This window comes from Olsenella profusa F0195 (genome assembly GCF_000468755.1).
GTDB classification, from domain to species: domain Bacteria; phylum Actinomycetota; class Coriobacteriia; order Coriobacteriales; family Atopobiaceae; genus Olsenella_F; species Olsenella_F profusa.
In genome coordinates this window covers 1-13,765 of the sequence record NZ_AWEZ01000044.1, presented here as the reverse complement: position 1 = coordinate 13,765, position 13,765 = coordinate 1, and the positions used below count along the sequence as shown (strand labels likewise).

Here is a 13,765-nt window from a genome sequence, read left to right as displayed (position 1 = left end):
CTGGCATGTGATGGAATCACGACGCGCATCTGCGCCCTGCGCTATGACAGGACCTTCTCCACCTCTGCCAGCGTGGGCATGGCGGGGATGGCGCCACGCTGGCGAACGCAGAGCGACGCGACGGCGTTACCGAAGCGCGCAAGGTCCTTGGCGTCCTCGAGCGTGACGTCTGAGGGCTCCAGCTTGCCGTCCACGAAGGCGCAGAGGAAGCCACCCCAGAAGGAGTCACCGGCACCCGTGGTGTCCACGGCGTCGACCCTGAAGCTGGGGACCGTCGCCGTGCCCTCGCGCGTGGCAACGAGGGCACCCTCGGCGTCCAGCGTCACGCAGGCCACGCTCACGCCCTGCCGCAGCAGCTCCGCGGTGGCCCCCTCGGGGTCCGCACGGCCCGTGAGCAGCTCGCACTCCTCGGTGCTGATCTTGACGAGGTCCATGTAGTGCACGATGGAGCGCATCTGCTCCGAGGCAGCCGCGGGGCTCGTCCAGAGGGTGTCGCGATAGTTGGGATCATAGGACATGACGGCCCCGGCGGCCTTGGCCATGTCGAGCGCGGCGACGGTGGCGCTGCGTGCGGGCTCATCCGTGAGCGAAAGGGAACCCACGTGGAACACGCGGCTGTCCTCGATGACGTCGCGGTTGAGCTCCTCCGGCGTGAGCTGCGTGTCTGCGCCGGGCTTGCGGGCAAACGAGAAGGTGCGCTCGCCGTCCTCGGTGAGGGCCACGAAGGCGAGGGTGGTGAAGTGGTTGGGGTCCATGACCAGGCCATCACAGTTGACGTCGTTGGCCACGAGCGTCGCCCTCAGGAACTCGCCATGCATGTCCTGGCCCACCTTGCCGATGAAGGCGGTCGACATGCCCAGGCGCTCCAAGGCAACGAGCACGTTGGCGGGCGCGCCGCCAGGATTGCGTTCGAAGAGCTTCTGGCCTGCCGCGGATGTGCCCGCATCGGTGAAGTCGATGAGCAGCTCGCCGAGGGCGGTAACGGAGAACATGGGAACTCCCTTCTGGCGGTCGTGCCGCCAAGGTCACTGTCATGCACGGTCACACACGCGAGGCGGGGACGACCGCCCTGCAGCCGCCCCCGCCGAAGGTTCCTCGAAGAACCTGACGAACACATGCTGGACCGAGGCGCTACTTCTGAATGTCGATGAGCTCGTCGCCAGCCTTGACCTCGCCCGTCTTGCCAACGATGGACGTGAAGTCATCGGTGTTGGTGATGATGACCATGGTGGTCGTGGGCAGGTTGGCAGCCTCGATGGCGCCGAGGTCGACGTCCATCAGGAGCTGTCCCCTCTTGACCGTGTCGCCGGCCTTGCAGTGTGCGGTGAACGGCGCACCCTTGAGGTTGACGGTGTCGATGCCGATGTGGATGAGCACCTCGGCGTTGTCGCTTGAGAGCAGGCCGATGGCGTGACCGGTCTCGGCAACCATGGTCACCTGGCCATCGACGGGCGAGAGGACCTTGCCCTCGGTGGGCTCGACCGCGGCGCCCTTGCCCATCGCCTCGGAGGCGAAGACGGGGTCATTCACGGAGGTCATGGGGACGGCCGTGCCAGCCATGGGGGAGACCACGACGCCAGCGGCGGTCTCGGGAACGACGCCCTGGCTGGAGCCGGCGACATGCTCGGCAACGGCCGCGGTCTGCTTGGCGGCTGCCTGGGTGGTGGCCATGTTCTTCTCCACGTCGGGCTTCTGCTCCAGCTTGGGCTTGGTGGGATCGGCGTCATCCTTGTAGATGGCGCTCGTGAGGCCGAAGGCCACGCCGAAGGCGGCAGCGAACATGATGATGTACTGGACGGGCTGGGCGATGCAGAGCAGCAGGCCAAAGATGCCCGTGACGCCGGTGCCCGTGGCGGCGAGCTGCGTGACGGAGCAGATGAACGCGCCCACGGCGGCACCGATCATGCCACAGACGAAGGGCTTGAGCCTGGGCAGGTTGACGCCGAAGATGGCCGGCTCGGTGATGCCCAGCAGGCAGGAGATGCCGGAGGGCACGGCGAGGGCCTTGGTCTTCTCGGAGCGCGTCCTGAGCGCCACGGCCAGGCAGGCGCCGCCCTGCGCGATGTTAGCGGCCGATGCGATGGGCAGCCAGTAGGTGACGCCCAGGTTGGAGAGCATGCCGATGTCGATGGCGGTGTACATCTGGTGCAGGCCGGTGACCACCGACGGGCTGTAGATGAGGCCGATCACGATGGCGCCGATGCCGAAGGGCACGCTGAGCAGGAACTGCAGAAGGCCGAGGATGTTGTTCTCGAGCCACACGAAGATGGGGCCGATGAACAGGATGGTGATGTAGGCGGCCAGGGACACGGAGACGAGCGGCGTCACGAAGAGGTCGAACATCTCGGGGACGACCTTGTGCAGGCGCTTCTCGAAGAAGCAGAGGATCCAGACGCCCACGAGGATGGGGATGACGTGGCCCTGGTAGCCGATCCACTGGATGCTGTAGACGCCGGGGATGACGTCGAGCACGGGAATGGAAGTGATGTCGGGAACCTTGCCAGCCAGGATATTGGCGACTTGGTTGGCATTGATGAAGTCGGAGCTGATGAGCAGGGCACCGAGCGACGCGCCGAGATAGGGGTTGCCGCCGAAGACGGTCGCCGCTGAGAAGCCGAGCAGGATCTGCAGGTTGGCAAGGGCGCAGGCATTGATGAGCCCAGCGATCTTCCACCACACGTTGGTGGTGTCGAGCACAAAGAGACCGGCGCCATCAGGGGCGGGGGTGCCCATGAACTGGATGGCGCTCATGATGCCCATGAGCATGCCGGATGCAACGATGGCGGGGATGATGGGCACGAACACGTCGGAGAGCACCTTGATGGCGCGCATGAAGCCGTTCTGCTGCTGGGCGGCGGCCTCCTTGGCCTCGGCCTTGCTTGCCGCGGAGATGTTGCCCTGCTTGCAGAACTCCTCGTACACCTTGTCGACGGTGCCGGTTCCGTAGATCACCTGCAGCTGACCGGATGCCTGGAAGTTGCCCTTTGCGCCGAGGGCATCATCGACCTTGGCCTGATCGACCTTCTCGTCATCGGCGATGACGAGCCGCAGGCGGGTGGCACAGTGAGCTGCCGAGACGATGTTGCCTGGGCCTCCCACCGCCTCCAGGATCTCTTTCGCGGCTTGTGAGTAGTCAAGTGCCATTGGACCCTCCTTGCTCGTACATACGTGTGAAAACGTTCTCATATGCGCTGAGATCGGCCACATCTCAGACACGTTTGAGACCATCATACTCTTATGTAATCGTTCTCACACTACAAATCTTCTCCCTGTTCTTGCACGGGTCTGCGAGGAAGGGAGGGGATGAGGCTGCGGGTCACCCAGCTGAGGGCTTGCCACTTGGGGAGCGGATCTAGCTCACCGTGCCGCGCGCAAGCACCTCGGAGGCTAGGCGTACCTTGCGAACCACGCGGACCTCATGCCGGATGGCATCCATCAGCAGGCGCGCCCCCTCCATGCCGGAGGTCTTGTAGTGGTGGTGGATGGTGGTGAGCGTGGGCGTGACCACGACGGCATACTCGGAGTCGCCGACGCCGGTCACCTGCACGTCCTCGGGGATGTCGCGGCCGTACTCGCGCAGGCAGGCCATGGCGCCGAATGCGATGGTGTCACTGGCGCAGACAATGGCGTCCGCCTGGGGGTAGGCGTCTAGCAGCTGCTCGCAGGCGAGGTAGCCGGACTCGATGGTGAAGCCGGTGGTGGCCTGCGCGCAGGCGGGCACGTCAAGGCCATGCTCACGGCATGCGTCCAGAAAGGCCGTATGACGCATGTGGCCTGCGGCGATGTCGCGTTCGGTCACCCCGATGAAGGCGGGGCGCCGGGAGTGCCGCAGCACGAGCTCCACGATCTTGCGCTGGGAGCCGTAATCGTCGTGGAAGACGCACGAGTGCCCCTCCACCTCCTGGCCAAGGACGACGAGCGGCACCTGTAGGCCTGACATGGCGCGCTCGTGCGCGGGGGTGATGACGGTCCCCACCAGGATGACGCCATCGACATGGCTCTTCTCCGCAAAGAGCTTGAGGTAGTCCACCTCGAGGTGCTCGTTGTTGTCGGTGTTGGCAAGGAGCATCTGGTACTGGGAGTCGTTGAGCACCGCGGTGATGCCGGCGACGATGCGCGAGATCGAGGCGGAGTTGATCTTGGGGATGACGACACCCACCAGGTTGGACTTGCCCGTGCGCAACTGCTTTGCCTGGCGGGAGGGGGTGTAGCCCGTCTCCTTGATGACGCGGGCGATGGCACGGCGCTTCTCGGCGGAGACATAGCCGTTGTTGAGATATCGCGAGACGGTGGCGCGGGAGACGCCAGCGAGCTTTGCCACCGTGGTGATGTCCATGTTCCATACTCCCGTTCATCGGCTGCGCTAAATAGATTCCTATATTTGCTGGTGAAACTACATGAAATCGTTCTCATTATCGCACAGATGCGGCCGCGATGCCCATGAAATGTCCTGAGGGGCTATCACATGTGCGCGTACAGGGGGGAGGGATTTATGGAGACTCGGTTGTACCACCGCATGCCTTTGACAGAGGGGGGTTCGGTGCGTATAGTTACTCCTTGCGCAGATGATGCGCCCAGACAGTGCGGGGTGGAGCAGTCTGGTAGCTCGCCGGGCTCATAACCCGGAGGTCGTAGGTTCAAATCCTGCCCCCGCGACCATGCGTTTGCGATCCCTGGCCTGCCGTGCGGGCCAGGGATTTTTTTCGAGGCCTGGGCCTTTGCGTGGATGGCCATGACTGACGGTGTCGTCGGCGACGACGCGGCGGCGGGCGCCGTTGCGTCCATCCCGGCGGCCCCGGGGAGCGTTTGGGCCCCAAGTGCGTGGCGGCCCCTGCCGACCCGAGGGGTTTTGGTGGAAGAATTGGCCCACTCGGGCGCCATCCGCTCAATCTCGGGCACATCGGCCGAGGAAGTTGGCGGCATATAGGCCCTCCACGGCCCGGAGGCGGCAGGTGCGCCATGCATTTGGGGCCCAAATGCTCCCCGGGGCCTCGAGATGCCCACGCCTACGCCGCGGGCGAGGGGTCGTGCGCGCGGCACCTCGCCATTTGCTCACGCCTCAGGCGCATCCCGCATGCCACCAGGCAAACGGTGTAAACGAAAGGGATTACAACGAAGACAAGGAACTCAATGCTTTCCAGGACTGGCAGGGGACCCATGATGCTGGACGACGCGATGGCGGAAACGGCTATGCCGAGCATGGAGAAGGCCAACATCAGCATGGGTGCGGCGAACACGGCGTTGACGATGACGCGGACTGGTGTGATGCGGTGAAACAACGTGAGAGACCCGATGGCGGGAAAGGAGAAGGCAGCAAACATCAGACCGAACATGTAGCCTATGCTGACGGCGAGGTAGGACGACCCCGACTCATGCATGCCGTTGAGCCGCATCTCGGTATTGTAGGTATCAACGAAGAAGTAGATGCTGCAGCATGCGAGGACGAGCATGACGATACCCAGCGCCAGCATTCCCCATTGGATGGGGGCACGTTGGGACTTGGTCGCTGGCGGGGTGACTGGATGTTGGAATGGCCGTTGTGACGGAGCGCATCCGGCAGACTGCTGGTATGGCGCCCGACATGACGTCTTGCCGAGCTGACCCTGCTGATGGGGTGCCTGGTCCTGTTGCGGATACTGAGACTGAGGCTGGCGCAGTTGTGGGGTAGACTCCGGCTGGTCCATGGTCACCGTCCATTCTGTAACGCTTTGATTTGCATTGACGTCATTGTAGGGCCGTTGGCGTCTGAGCACCTTGGAAGGCCGCCCGGGCTTCGCGGCCGAACGCGCGGTGGCCTTGGTGAATTACCTACATGCGCAGCGGGACATATGACCGGATATGGGCTTGATGAGCGGGGCGGCCGGCTCCTGCAGCAAGAGGCTGCACGACCCGGCGGCCTTGCACACAGGTGCCGTGAGCGTCGTTGTTGCGTTGCGCAGATGCGCCGGCTGCCTTCCTGTGGAGGCGGGCTCGTTGGGGACGTCTGCGGCGCTCATCGTCTCACGCTCAACCAAGGTGATTGGGAGATGCGGCCTGCGGCATGGGTGGCCTGGTTCCTCTGGTAGTCCTGTTGGCTGGGCCCCTGGTGGGCCCCTCGCGGGTGGTCAGCATGCCCATGGGCGAACTGTCGAAAACTTGTTGAGCGTTCCGTCGACTTCCTACGTTAGCGAATATAGCAGGTGCTGCGCGGCGGCCTGGAGCTCGTGAAGGTGGCGGACGGCACCCAGCAGCGACTCGCCGGCGTGCCGTTCAAGGTGACCAGCAAGACCACGGGCGAGAGCCATGTGATCGTGACCGACGGCAACGGCCAGGCCTCCACGGCGGCGAGTTGGAACCCGTACACGCAGGACACCAACGGCGGCATGGCACGTTCCGGCATGCGATTCGGCGCATCCGACTCCGACGACGCGAAGGAGCCCTGCCCTACGACACCTACACCGTGGAGGAGCAGCGCTGCGACGCCAATGCGGACCGTGCGCTCATTCCGGCCTTCGACGTCTCGGTCTACCGCGACAGCGTGACCGTGGACCTGGGCACGCTCACCAACGACGCTCCGCCCACGGAGACGCCTCCCGCGCCTGGCGTGCGCACCGAGGCGACCGATGCGGACGACGGTGACCACGAGGCCGTTGCCGACGACTCGGTGACCATCGTGGACACCGTCTCCTACACGGGGCTCACGCCCGGCAGGGAGTACACGCTCACCGGCACACTCGTGGACAAGGAGACCGGCGAGCCCGTCCGCTCGGACGGCAGGGCCGTCACCTCCACCGTGGCCTTCGTGCCCGATGCGGCGGACGGCACGCAGGAGGTCGCCTTCACCTTCAATGGTGCGGAGCTCTCAGGGCACGCGGTCGTGGCCTTCGAGTCGCTTACCTTGGAAGGCCAGGAGGTCGCGTCGCACGCCAACGTGAACGACGAGGGGCAGGCCGTGAGGCTCGTGCCACCCGAGACTCCCGAGGCGCCGACTCCCGGCGGCAAGCTCCCCCAGACGGGAGACGAACTGCCGATTGCGGGCATCTGCGCCCTGGCTGCTGCGTGTTGCGCCGCCACAGTCATCGGCATCGCGCGCAGCATCGGCTCAGACCGCCGCGAGGAGGACGAGGGAGAGGAGGCCTAGCATCGTCGCCTACATAGCCGGCCTCCTCTCCGGCTTCGCGGCGCTCGCCGCCTACGCCTGTTGTAGGGCGTCCGGTGCAGCGTCTCGGGCTGAGGAACGGGAGCGTTAAGCAAGGGCCTTCCTTAGTAGGAAGGCCCTTGATGTTACGTACCGTGATGCTATCTAGCAGCCGTATAGAAATTCGCCGCTACCGTATCCGCTGAAAGTTTATTTTTGTCCACGCATCTTCCATCGGTATCGAGCGTTCTTTCCAATTGCCGTCAAACTCCATTAGTTGTGAGCGATACAGGTGATCGCGCTCGTCGTAGCAGGATATTCGAATCTCATCGAAGATAGTATCTTGAGTGTCCTGTTCCTTCCTACATGTGAAAAAGCAGTTCATCTTCTTTATGGACCTGGGCGGCACTACTAGAGAATAAGACCCGTTCACATCGCCTAGAGCAAAACTGTCCCTAGATTCAACCTTTCCATTACGCTTGTGCTCGTTATAGATGCCCTGCGTCTGTCTCATGCGTGACACTTCGACTCCGTTCCGCCATAGAGAGAGCGAGACGTCTCGAACGACACGGGTGACATTGCTGGTGTTTTGGCATTCAAGCTCCAGCGGGACAACGAGTGTTATCTTTCCGTCTGCAGAGAAGAATCCCCATCCTTGCGAGAACGCTGAGTTTCTACGGTTGTAAAAGCCCAGCTTCCCTTTGCGGTCGAATGCCCTCATTACAATTTGAACGCCCAGGCTGGATAGGAAGCCGATTAACCCGCCGATTAAAGTTCCGATATACGCATCCATAGTTGTTTTATGCCTCGGAAGTACTGTCCGCTAGTTTTTGCAGCTCCTTTGCGCACCTCTCCAGGTACTTGGCTGCCTTGGTCATTGACTTGATTGACTTCTTGTTGCCCTCTTTGCCCTTCGCCTTCTCAGCTTCGATATTCTCAAGGCATTTGTCGCGGACTCGCTCGATATGGTCTTTTACATGGAGTATAAAGGCGCTCGGCGAGTTGTCGTCCCTAGGCAGCTGTTGGCAGACCGTGAGGAGCTGTGCGCACTGGTTCAGGGCATATTGCTCTGCATGCTCGCCAAGACCGCTGATAAGTGCAGCACCGCCTGTGGTGGCCATGCCCAGCAAGGCGCCTCCACCGGTGATTATCGCCGTGCCGCCCGCCATTCCCAGGCCGCCCGCGGCAAGCGATCCGCCGCCGACGGCGGCAAGGCTCGCGCTGGTGAGAGCCGCACCAGATAGCCCTGCAACCGCTTCTCCGGCAATTGCGGGTGCAATGAATGGGGCGAGAACATACGCGGTGCCCGCTGTCGCAATACCAACCGCAACTGTGCCCCCTGCAATGATCGCCGTCCTGGTCCTTGTGCCAGTAAGCAAACCCGTAAAGCGCTTGTAGGCTTTCTTTACCTCATCGATTTTCTTCTTATCGATGACGCCTTGTGCATTGGGGAAATCCTTCTCCGCATAATCGTTCTTGTATTTGGCGCCTTTCAGGCGCTCTTTCCAGTCGTCATCGAAGGGATAGTACGGCTGGAAGAGCAAGAGCTCCAAGGCAAGCAGCGTTGTCCACGAGGAGGTGTCCTCATCGGCAGCTTTCTGCATCTCTTCTGCCGCATTCTCCTCATCGAGGAAGTATGTTGCCGCATCGCGGCCCATCTGGCCCGCCTGCCCAGTCTTGAACTCTTCAAGCCAGTCGCTCTTTGCAGCGCTTTGATCTCTGTTCTTAGTAAGTTCGATATCTTTTTCGACAGCGATTACCTGGTAAGAGAACAGAAGGCGCGTCTCTCGGTCATTCAGCCTGAGCAGCTTGAAGTCCTCCGTAAACGTATTCATCTCCTCAGCGCGCTTATTGAGATAGTCCTTCAAGTCCTCGGCGATGTACTTAGAGTCGCTTGCGATGGCTACCGCCATTCGGCCAATTCCGATGAAATTCAGATTGAGAAGTATCCCGCCTGCAAACCTCTTGGCATCGCCCCTGGACGTTACGGCGGCCTTACATACAGCAATTCCCAAGTTGGTAAGGACAAACACAGAACTAGAGATAGTGAGCATGCGAACAAGAGAGCGCTCATTGGTCGGGATCATCCTCTTCACATCTATGCTCTCGAGGTCTTTTAATGACCGCACATCGTTACGCGAGAGCTCGTCCTTCAGGCGACTCAGGAAGTAATAGCCCCTGACGAGGCACTCGTTGGCTATAACTGATTTCGCCTGCGAGAGCACCTGATCGGCAACTCCAAGCTCGGTTCTGAAGTCGACGCGAATGGGTTTGCCGTCCGCATCGCGAACCAACGTACCGTTGAACAGCTTCGAGATCCATTTGGAGAAGGCGTTGTCTGCTCCCTCGTTCTTGAAGACGGGAAGCGCTGAGAGCTCCTTTAAGAACGAAAGGATCGGGCCAGGTATGCCAGTGCCCTCGCCCAATGTCCCGCTTGATCCAGCCATGTCGCTCACCAAGTGCCCCGCCCAGATGATCGTTCCGTAGAACAATTTCTCAGGGAAGGTCTTCCCTATGAGGGCGTCTGCTGGGAGGTCGAATATCACGAAAGCGCCGCTCGTATCAGTGCCATAGCCCTTGCCCGTGAACTGGGCAAGTATCGACATGAGAAGGCCGACAGGTGAGGGGTGATGGGCGAAGTCCCTCAGGTGATGCTGGAGGCCACCGCCGAACTCGGGAGTCAGTTTGTCGCTTGCAAGGGGAAACGTATCCTCAAGGAAACGGACCGCGTCCTTCAGGTCTTTCCCGTCCGACTTGAACCCCGCGCCCTTCGCGATATTGAAGACGAAGTCCTCTACTTTCTCCTTGCCCCATGTGTGGGCTTCGGACAAATCGAACTGCTTTTGCCAGAAAATATTGAGTACACCTGTCGAAGCACCTATAGCCGCAGCGATGATGTAGTCTTCTCGCTCTGCTTTGTCGACGCTCTTGTCGAACTCGACATGCATGGGCTCATCTTGCCCTTGGGCACCTAAATCATCCGTCGTACCAGGTGGAAGCGCTTGCAATTTCTCGAAAGAAAACTGTACTTCGGGCCTGTCTTCATCGTTAACGTGCATGGTGACTCCTGATGGACGCACTTTGCTTCAGGAGAAATTATTGCATTTGTAATGTCATGCTATACGCACTTCTAGGTAGGTGGATCCTCGCCGAGCCTGTCATCAATATCCGCTCTATCGGTATATGCAATCTCCGATACTTCTTCCACAAGTGCATACGTTGCAGGATCGAAGCCCATCAGGCGGCATACTTCGGCTTCCACGTCGATGCCATCCGTACCATCACTCACAAGCACGCTGAGCGTGCGATGCGCAGAGACCGCCTGAGTGGGCAGCCCGTCGGCGATGCGCGATGCCCAGGCGAGGCGGTTGCAGTCCACGAGGCCGTCTCCCACGCGCAGGAGCGCGAGCTCGCCGTCCACCGTCACCATGGAAAGCTGCGGCACGTCCTCGCTGTTCGCCACGACGACGCAGAGCCCGTCGCGCCTGTGGGCTATGGGGAGGCCCTCCGGCTCGGCGGGCGCGTCCTGCCCCGGCGCTGGGTACCAGCGCATGGAGAGAAGCAGCATGCCGCCCTCGCGCATGGCGCCTGAGAGGTCGAGTGACCAGTTGGTGATGACGTTTCCGCGATACATGCTCGCGTCGGTGAGATTGGCGGTGTCGAACGTATCCGTGCACCCGTCCTGGTAGTAGGTCTTCACGATCATCGCTGGCTTTCCCTTCCGTTGTCTCGCTGGCGTGCGTGCTGGTGCTCGCTCGCGTGCTCTATGGCGTTGCTGCGCTGTACGCTTGCGCCTTGGGCACGGGGGAAAGGCTTAGCTGGTCTTGGTGTATGGTTCCGCTCTGTGGCGCCTTCCTTGAGGATGCCGAGGCCCTGCACATAGGCGACCATTTCGGGGTTACCCGCGCCTTTGGCGGCGAGGTCCGCCGCCGTGCGGATGCGGTTGCCCTTGAGCCATGAGATCGCCTCGGAGAGCCTTTCGAGCTCCGAGAGGTCGCCGAGCTCCACGGCGGAGCGGGCGAGCTCCGCGACCCTGCGCTCGCTCGCGTCCGCGAGATGCCCCGCCGCCCCCAATGAGAAGCCGCGCATGAGCGACTCGCGCCCGTAGCCGAGCCCCAGGCTCTCGCCCGAGACGCGCCAGGTGGGGTGCCCTGCGAGCGAGAAGACCCAGTCGCGGCGACGTGCCTTGGCGGAGTTGTCCTCGACCTCCACGCTCAGGCTCTTGAGGAGCCCCCTGAACTCGTCCTCGCTCCTCGTGACGGAGCGCGCCACGCGGATGCGTGCGCGGATGTCCGCCACTCATGAGTAGCCGCCCCTCTTGGCGATTTCTCGCTCCGCACGGCGCACGTGCTCTGCCTGCAGCGTGCTGGGTCGCACGCGACCGCGCACGGACGCCCTCTTCTCAACGCTGTCGAAGTCCGAGAGCCCGCGATCGGCGGCCAAGCGCTGCAAGGAGTGCTTGAGCTCCTTGGGGTCGGGGTCCTGGAGGCGCCGTCCCGTGACGATGTTGGTGTTGTTCACGACCACGTGGGCATGAGGTATATGCCCGGCGTTGTCGTCGTGGTAGACGATGGCTACCTCGAAGTCGCCGAAGTGCTCGCGGAGCGCGTCTAAGCCCACATGATCCTTGGGGTCTGGCGAGAGCACGTAGTGCTTGTAGGTGCGGCAGGGCCTGCTTCCCCAGGGCGTGTCGTTTCGCCAGCGTGAGCGGGTGTCGTCCATGGTGGCCGCCCAGTCGAAGGCGGTGCCCTCGCGCTCGGGAACGTCGAGGTTCAGGTAGTCGGAGGCGAGCGCGCGTCCGTCCTTGGTGAGGTAGCGCCAGACGCCCCTGCAGGACGTGTGGCCGGATATGGGCTTGAGCAGCGGCATGAGAAGCACCTACAGGAAGAGCAGGCGCGCCTCCGCCACCTTGCGCACGGGTGCGGCGAGCTCGCCCGTCCTCTCGTGCAGGCGCTCCAGCTGCCGCCCCACCGAGGCGAGCTCCTCCAGGACGTCGGATGCGTCCATGGCCTCGCGCCTGAGGTGGTAGGCGATGCGGTTCAGGGCGTGGGCTGCCTGGTTCCGCTGGTAGCCCCATTGGTTGAGCTCACGGTAGAGCCGGTTGGCGCAGGCGAGGTCGAGCACCACGTGACGCCGCGCCGCCACGCCCTCCGCCGGCAGCTGCAGGAGCAGCCTCACGAGCGCGGACGTGGTGATGCCTAGCGCGTCCGCGCGCTCGACATCTGCCTCGCCAACGTGCACGTGCAGGCGTCTACCGTATTCTCTCCATGGTTCCCCCTAGGCGTCGTGAGGCGGCGCGTCTTGTCCGGACCTCCGTCCGGGCTTCCCAGGGGCGCGGGGCATCCCCCGCAAGGGAGCGTATCGCGTGCGCACGCGCACGTGCTCCCACCGCTCGGCATCCGTGCGGGGCGACGCGCCATCGAAGCGGCAGCGCGATGGGCGCGGCCCCCGGTGCCGACAAGCGCTATCTCGTACGTTGTGCGCACGAGATAGGCTGCTTGCTTCAAGCCCCGACCTGCGCCCAGCATGCCGTCAGCAAAGACCGTGCTCGGCGGCGAAGCCCTCGATTGCTCGCACGAACGCGCGTGGCTTGAACGCGTGGATGACGTGGTTGGCAGGTATCCTTACGTAGTCCGCATGCGGCACCAGCTCCATGATGCGGCGCGCATCGTCGTCGTCCATGGCTCCCACCAGGCCGTATCTCTCGTAGCGGCGCCAGTCCGCGTGCATCACCAGCAGGGGGACGCGCACCTGCCGCAGGGCGGCCTCGTGGCTGAAGTCCTCGTAGACGCGCCTGTCGACGAAGGCCCGCGCGAAGTCGGGGTCGAAGGTCTTGAGCGACTGGAACTGCCGCTTCAGAACCTCCGGGAGGTACCACTGGTCGAGCGCCACGGGGCTGCCGGGACGGCGCCCCTCGGTCTGCCTGAGCTTCCTCGAGACGAACGCCACGAACCAGTCCGGCATCTCCTTGACGCGCGTATCGGACACCGGCATGACCTGCCCCCTGAGGTAGTCGGCCAGGTCGCGGTCGCCGACGTCGCCGATGGCCTCCACGAGGTGTTCGAGACCCTTATAAGTGAACCTGTCTCGCTCCTTGAAGCGCGGCATCTCGACGCAGAAGACTGGGGCGTCCTCAAGAACCAGCGCCCTCACCCAGCGCCCGACGCGGCTGGCGCACCACAGGCCTATGATGCCGCCCGACGAGTTGCCGGAGACGATTGCTGGCTCACGCACGACGCTCTCGACGAACTCCGCAACGTCGCCGCTCATCGAGCTCCAGGTGTAGTCCCCCGGCGTCCAGCTGCTTCGTCCGTGGCCGCGGACCTCGACCACGAACACGTGGAACGACCGGGACAGCGGGGCGAGCACCTTCTCGTAGGTCTGCCATATTCCCATCTGGGCGGGGACGAGCACGAGCGGCGCGCCGTTGTCGGGGCCCTCCACGTAGTTCATGCTCATGTGGGACAGGGGGCGTTCGCCTGCCTGAAGCCCGCGCGCCTGAGCGCCCTGCCGACGTCGGAGGGGCTTCCGCCCTCGTAGGGGTTGCGGTATGTGCCGGTCGTCTCCATGGGGGTATGGTAGCAAAGGGGCCGCGCCACGTCATCTCTCCCGATGCGCGGCGCCGACGAGGCCGTTGTCACATCCGCA

13 protein-coding genes and 1 tRNA gene are annotated in these 13,765 nt (G+C 63.0%); 2 read left to right on the top strand and 12 right to left on the bottom strand.

Translation table 11 applies throughout. The features are described from left to right. Nucleotides 1-41 precede the first annotated feature (41 nt). The 3 genes from HMPREF1316_RS05495 to HMPREF1316_RS05485 form a co-directional block, all read right to left on the bottom strand. Entirely contained in the window at nucleotides 42-992 is a 951-nt protein-coding gene (locus HMPREF1316_RS05495; RefSeq protein WP_021725976.1) for a PfkB family carbohydrate kinase, read from the bottom strand. A 139-nt stretch (nucleotides 993-1,131) separates the two neighbouring features. Beyond that, nucleotides 1,132-3,144, bottom strand: coding sequence for a PTS beta-glucoside transporter subunit IIBCA (locus HMPREF1316_RS05490; RefSeq protein WP_021725967.1), 2,013 nt, complete (start codon nucleotides 3,142-3,144; stop codon nucleotides 1,132-1,134). Nucleotides 3,145-3,352: 208 nt separating this feature from the next. Further along, the gene (locus tag HMPREF1316_RS05485) at nucleotides 3,353-4,336 is read right to left on the bottom strand and encodes a LacI family DNA-binding transcriptional regulator (RefSeq protein ID WP_021725952.1); all 984 of its coding nucleotides are present in this window, start codon (nucleotides 4,334-4,336) and stop codon (nucleotides 3,353-3,355) included. 246 nt (nucleotides 4,337-4,582) lie between these two features. Here HMPREF1316_RS05485 and HMPREF1316_RS05480 point away from each other — a divergent pair. Next, a tRNA-Met gene (locus HMPREF1316_RS05480) sits at nucleotides 4,583-4,659 on the top strand. Nucleotides 4,660-5,006: 347 nt separating this feature from the next. On the opposite strand, the gene HMPREF1316_RS05470 is transcribed toward HMPREF1316_RS05480, so the two are convergent. Next, entirely contained in the window at nucleotides 5,007-5,471 is a 465-nt protein-coding gene (locus tag HMPREF1316_RS05470) for a hypothetical protein (RefSeq protein ID WP_021725945.1), read from the bottom strand. Between the two features lie 968 nt (nucleotides 5,472-6,439). Between HMPREF1316_RS05470 and HMPREF1316_RS05460 the strand changes: the two genes are divergently transcribed. Then, nucleotides 6,440-7,120 carry a VaFE repeat-containing surface-anchored protein gene (locus HMPREF1316_RS05460; RefSeq protein ID WP_040651552.1) on the top strand — a complete coding sequence of 227 codons (681 nt, stop codon included), beginning with the start codon at nucleotides 6,440-6,442 and terminating at the stop codon, nucleotides 7,118-7,120. A gap of 187 nt (nucleotides 7,121-7,307) precedes the next feature. On the opposite strand, the gene HMPREF1316_RS05455 is transcribed toward HMPREF1316_RS05460, so the two are convergent. The 8 genes from HMPREF1316_RS05455 to HMPREF1316_RS14705 all read right to left on the bottom strand — a co-directional run. After that, a complete protein-coding gene (locus tag HMPREF1316_RS05455) occupies nucleotides 7,308-7,910 on the bottom strand; it encodes a hypothetical protein (protein WP_040651550.1) in 603 nt (200 codons plus the stop codon). 7 nt (nucleotides 7,911-7,917) lie between these two features. After that, a complete protein-coding gene (locus HMPREF1316_RS05450; RefSeq protein WP_021725998.1) occupies nucleotides 7,918-10,065 on the bottom strand; it encodes a hypothetical protein in 2,148 nt (715 codons plus the stop codon). A gap of 182 nt (nucleotides 10,066-10,247) precedes the next feature. After that, the gene (locus HMPREF1316_RS14420; RefSeq protein ID WP_021725963.1) at nucleotides 10,248-10,823 is read right to left on the bottom strand and encodes a hypothetical protein; all 576 of its coding nucleotides are present in this window, start codon (nucleotides 10,821-10,823) and stop codon (nucleotides 10,248-10,250) included. Further along, the gene (locus HMPREF1316_RS14415) at nucleotides 10,820-11,416 is read right to left on the bottom strand and encodes a hypothetical protein (protein ID WP_021725960.1); all 597 of its coding nucleotides are present in this window, start codon (nucleotides 11,414-11,416) and stop codon (nucleotides 10,820-10,822) included. Before HMPREF1316_RS14415 ends, HMPREF1316_RS14420 begins: the two co-directional genes overlap by 4 nt. Further along, the gene (locus HMPREF1316_RS14410; RefSeq protein WP_021725955.1) at nucleotides 11,417-11,986 is read right to left on the bottom strand and encodes a relaxase/mobilization nuclease domain-containing protein; all 570 of its coding nucleotides are present in this window, start codon (nucleotides 11,984-11,986) and stop codon (nucleotides 11,417-11,419) included. It abuts the gene before it with no gap. Between the two features lie 9 nt (nucleotides 11,987-11,995). Next, nucleotides 11,996-12,358, bottom strand: coding sequence for a hypothetical protein (locus tag HMPREF1316_RS05435; protein WP_021725951.1), 363 nt, complete (start codon nucleotides 12,356-12,358; stop codon nucleotides 11,996-11,998). Between the two features lie 291 nt (nucleotides 12,359-12,649). Then, complete coding sequence (locus tag HMPREF1316_RS05430) at nucleotides 12,650-13,570, bottom strand: alpha/beta fold hydrolase (protein WP_198009597.1); 921 nt, start codon at nucleotides 13,568-13,570, stop codon at nucleotides 12,650-12,652. 2 nt (nucleotides 13,571-13,572) lie between these two features. Beyond that, nucleotides 13,573-13,765 (bottom strand): hypothetical protein (locus HMPREF1316_RS14705; protein WP_232204446.1); only part of this gene is annotated, 193 nt, incomplete at its 5' end.

Coding starts and splice junctions, on each gene's coding strand:
- HMPREF1316_RS14420 (WP_021725963.1), bottom strand. CDS start 10,823: ATGATCGTGAAGACCTACTACCAGGACGGGTGCACGGATACGTTCGAC.
- HMPREF1316_RS05490 (WP_021725967.1), bottom strand. CDS start 3,144: ATGGCACTTGACTACTCACAAGCCGCGAAAGAGATCCTGGAGGCGGTG.
- HMPREF1316_RS05470 (WP_021725945.1), bottom strand. CDS start 5,471: ATGCTGGCGCTGGGTATCGTCATGCTCGTCCTCGCATGCTGCAGCATC.
- HMPREF1316_RS05455 (WP_040651550.1), bottom strand. CDS start 7,910: ATGGATGCGTATATCGGAACTTTAATCGGCGGGTTAATCGGCTTCCTA.
- HMPREF1316_RS05450 (WP_021725998.1), bottom strand. CDS start 10,065: ATGCATGTCGAGTTCGACAAGAGCGTCGACAAAGCAGAGCGAGAAGAC.
- HMPREF1316_RS05430 (WP_198009597.1), bottom strand. CDS start 13,570: ATGAACTACGTGGAGGGCCCCGACAACGGCGCGCCGCTCGTGCTCGTC.
- HMPREF1316_RS14410 (WP_021725955.1), bottom strand. CDS start 11,986: ATGCCGCTGCTCAAGCCCATATCCGGCCACACGTCCTGCAGGGGCGTC.
- HMPREF1316_RS05485 (WP_021725952.1), bottom strand. CDS start 4,336: ATGGACATCACCACGGTGGCAAAGCTCGCTGGCGTCTCCCGCGCCACC.
- HMPREF1316_RS05495 (WP_021725976.1), bottom strand. CDS start 992: ATGTTCTCCGTTACCGCCCTCGGCGAGCTGCTCATCGACTTCACCGAT.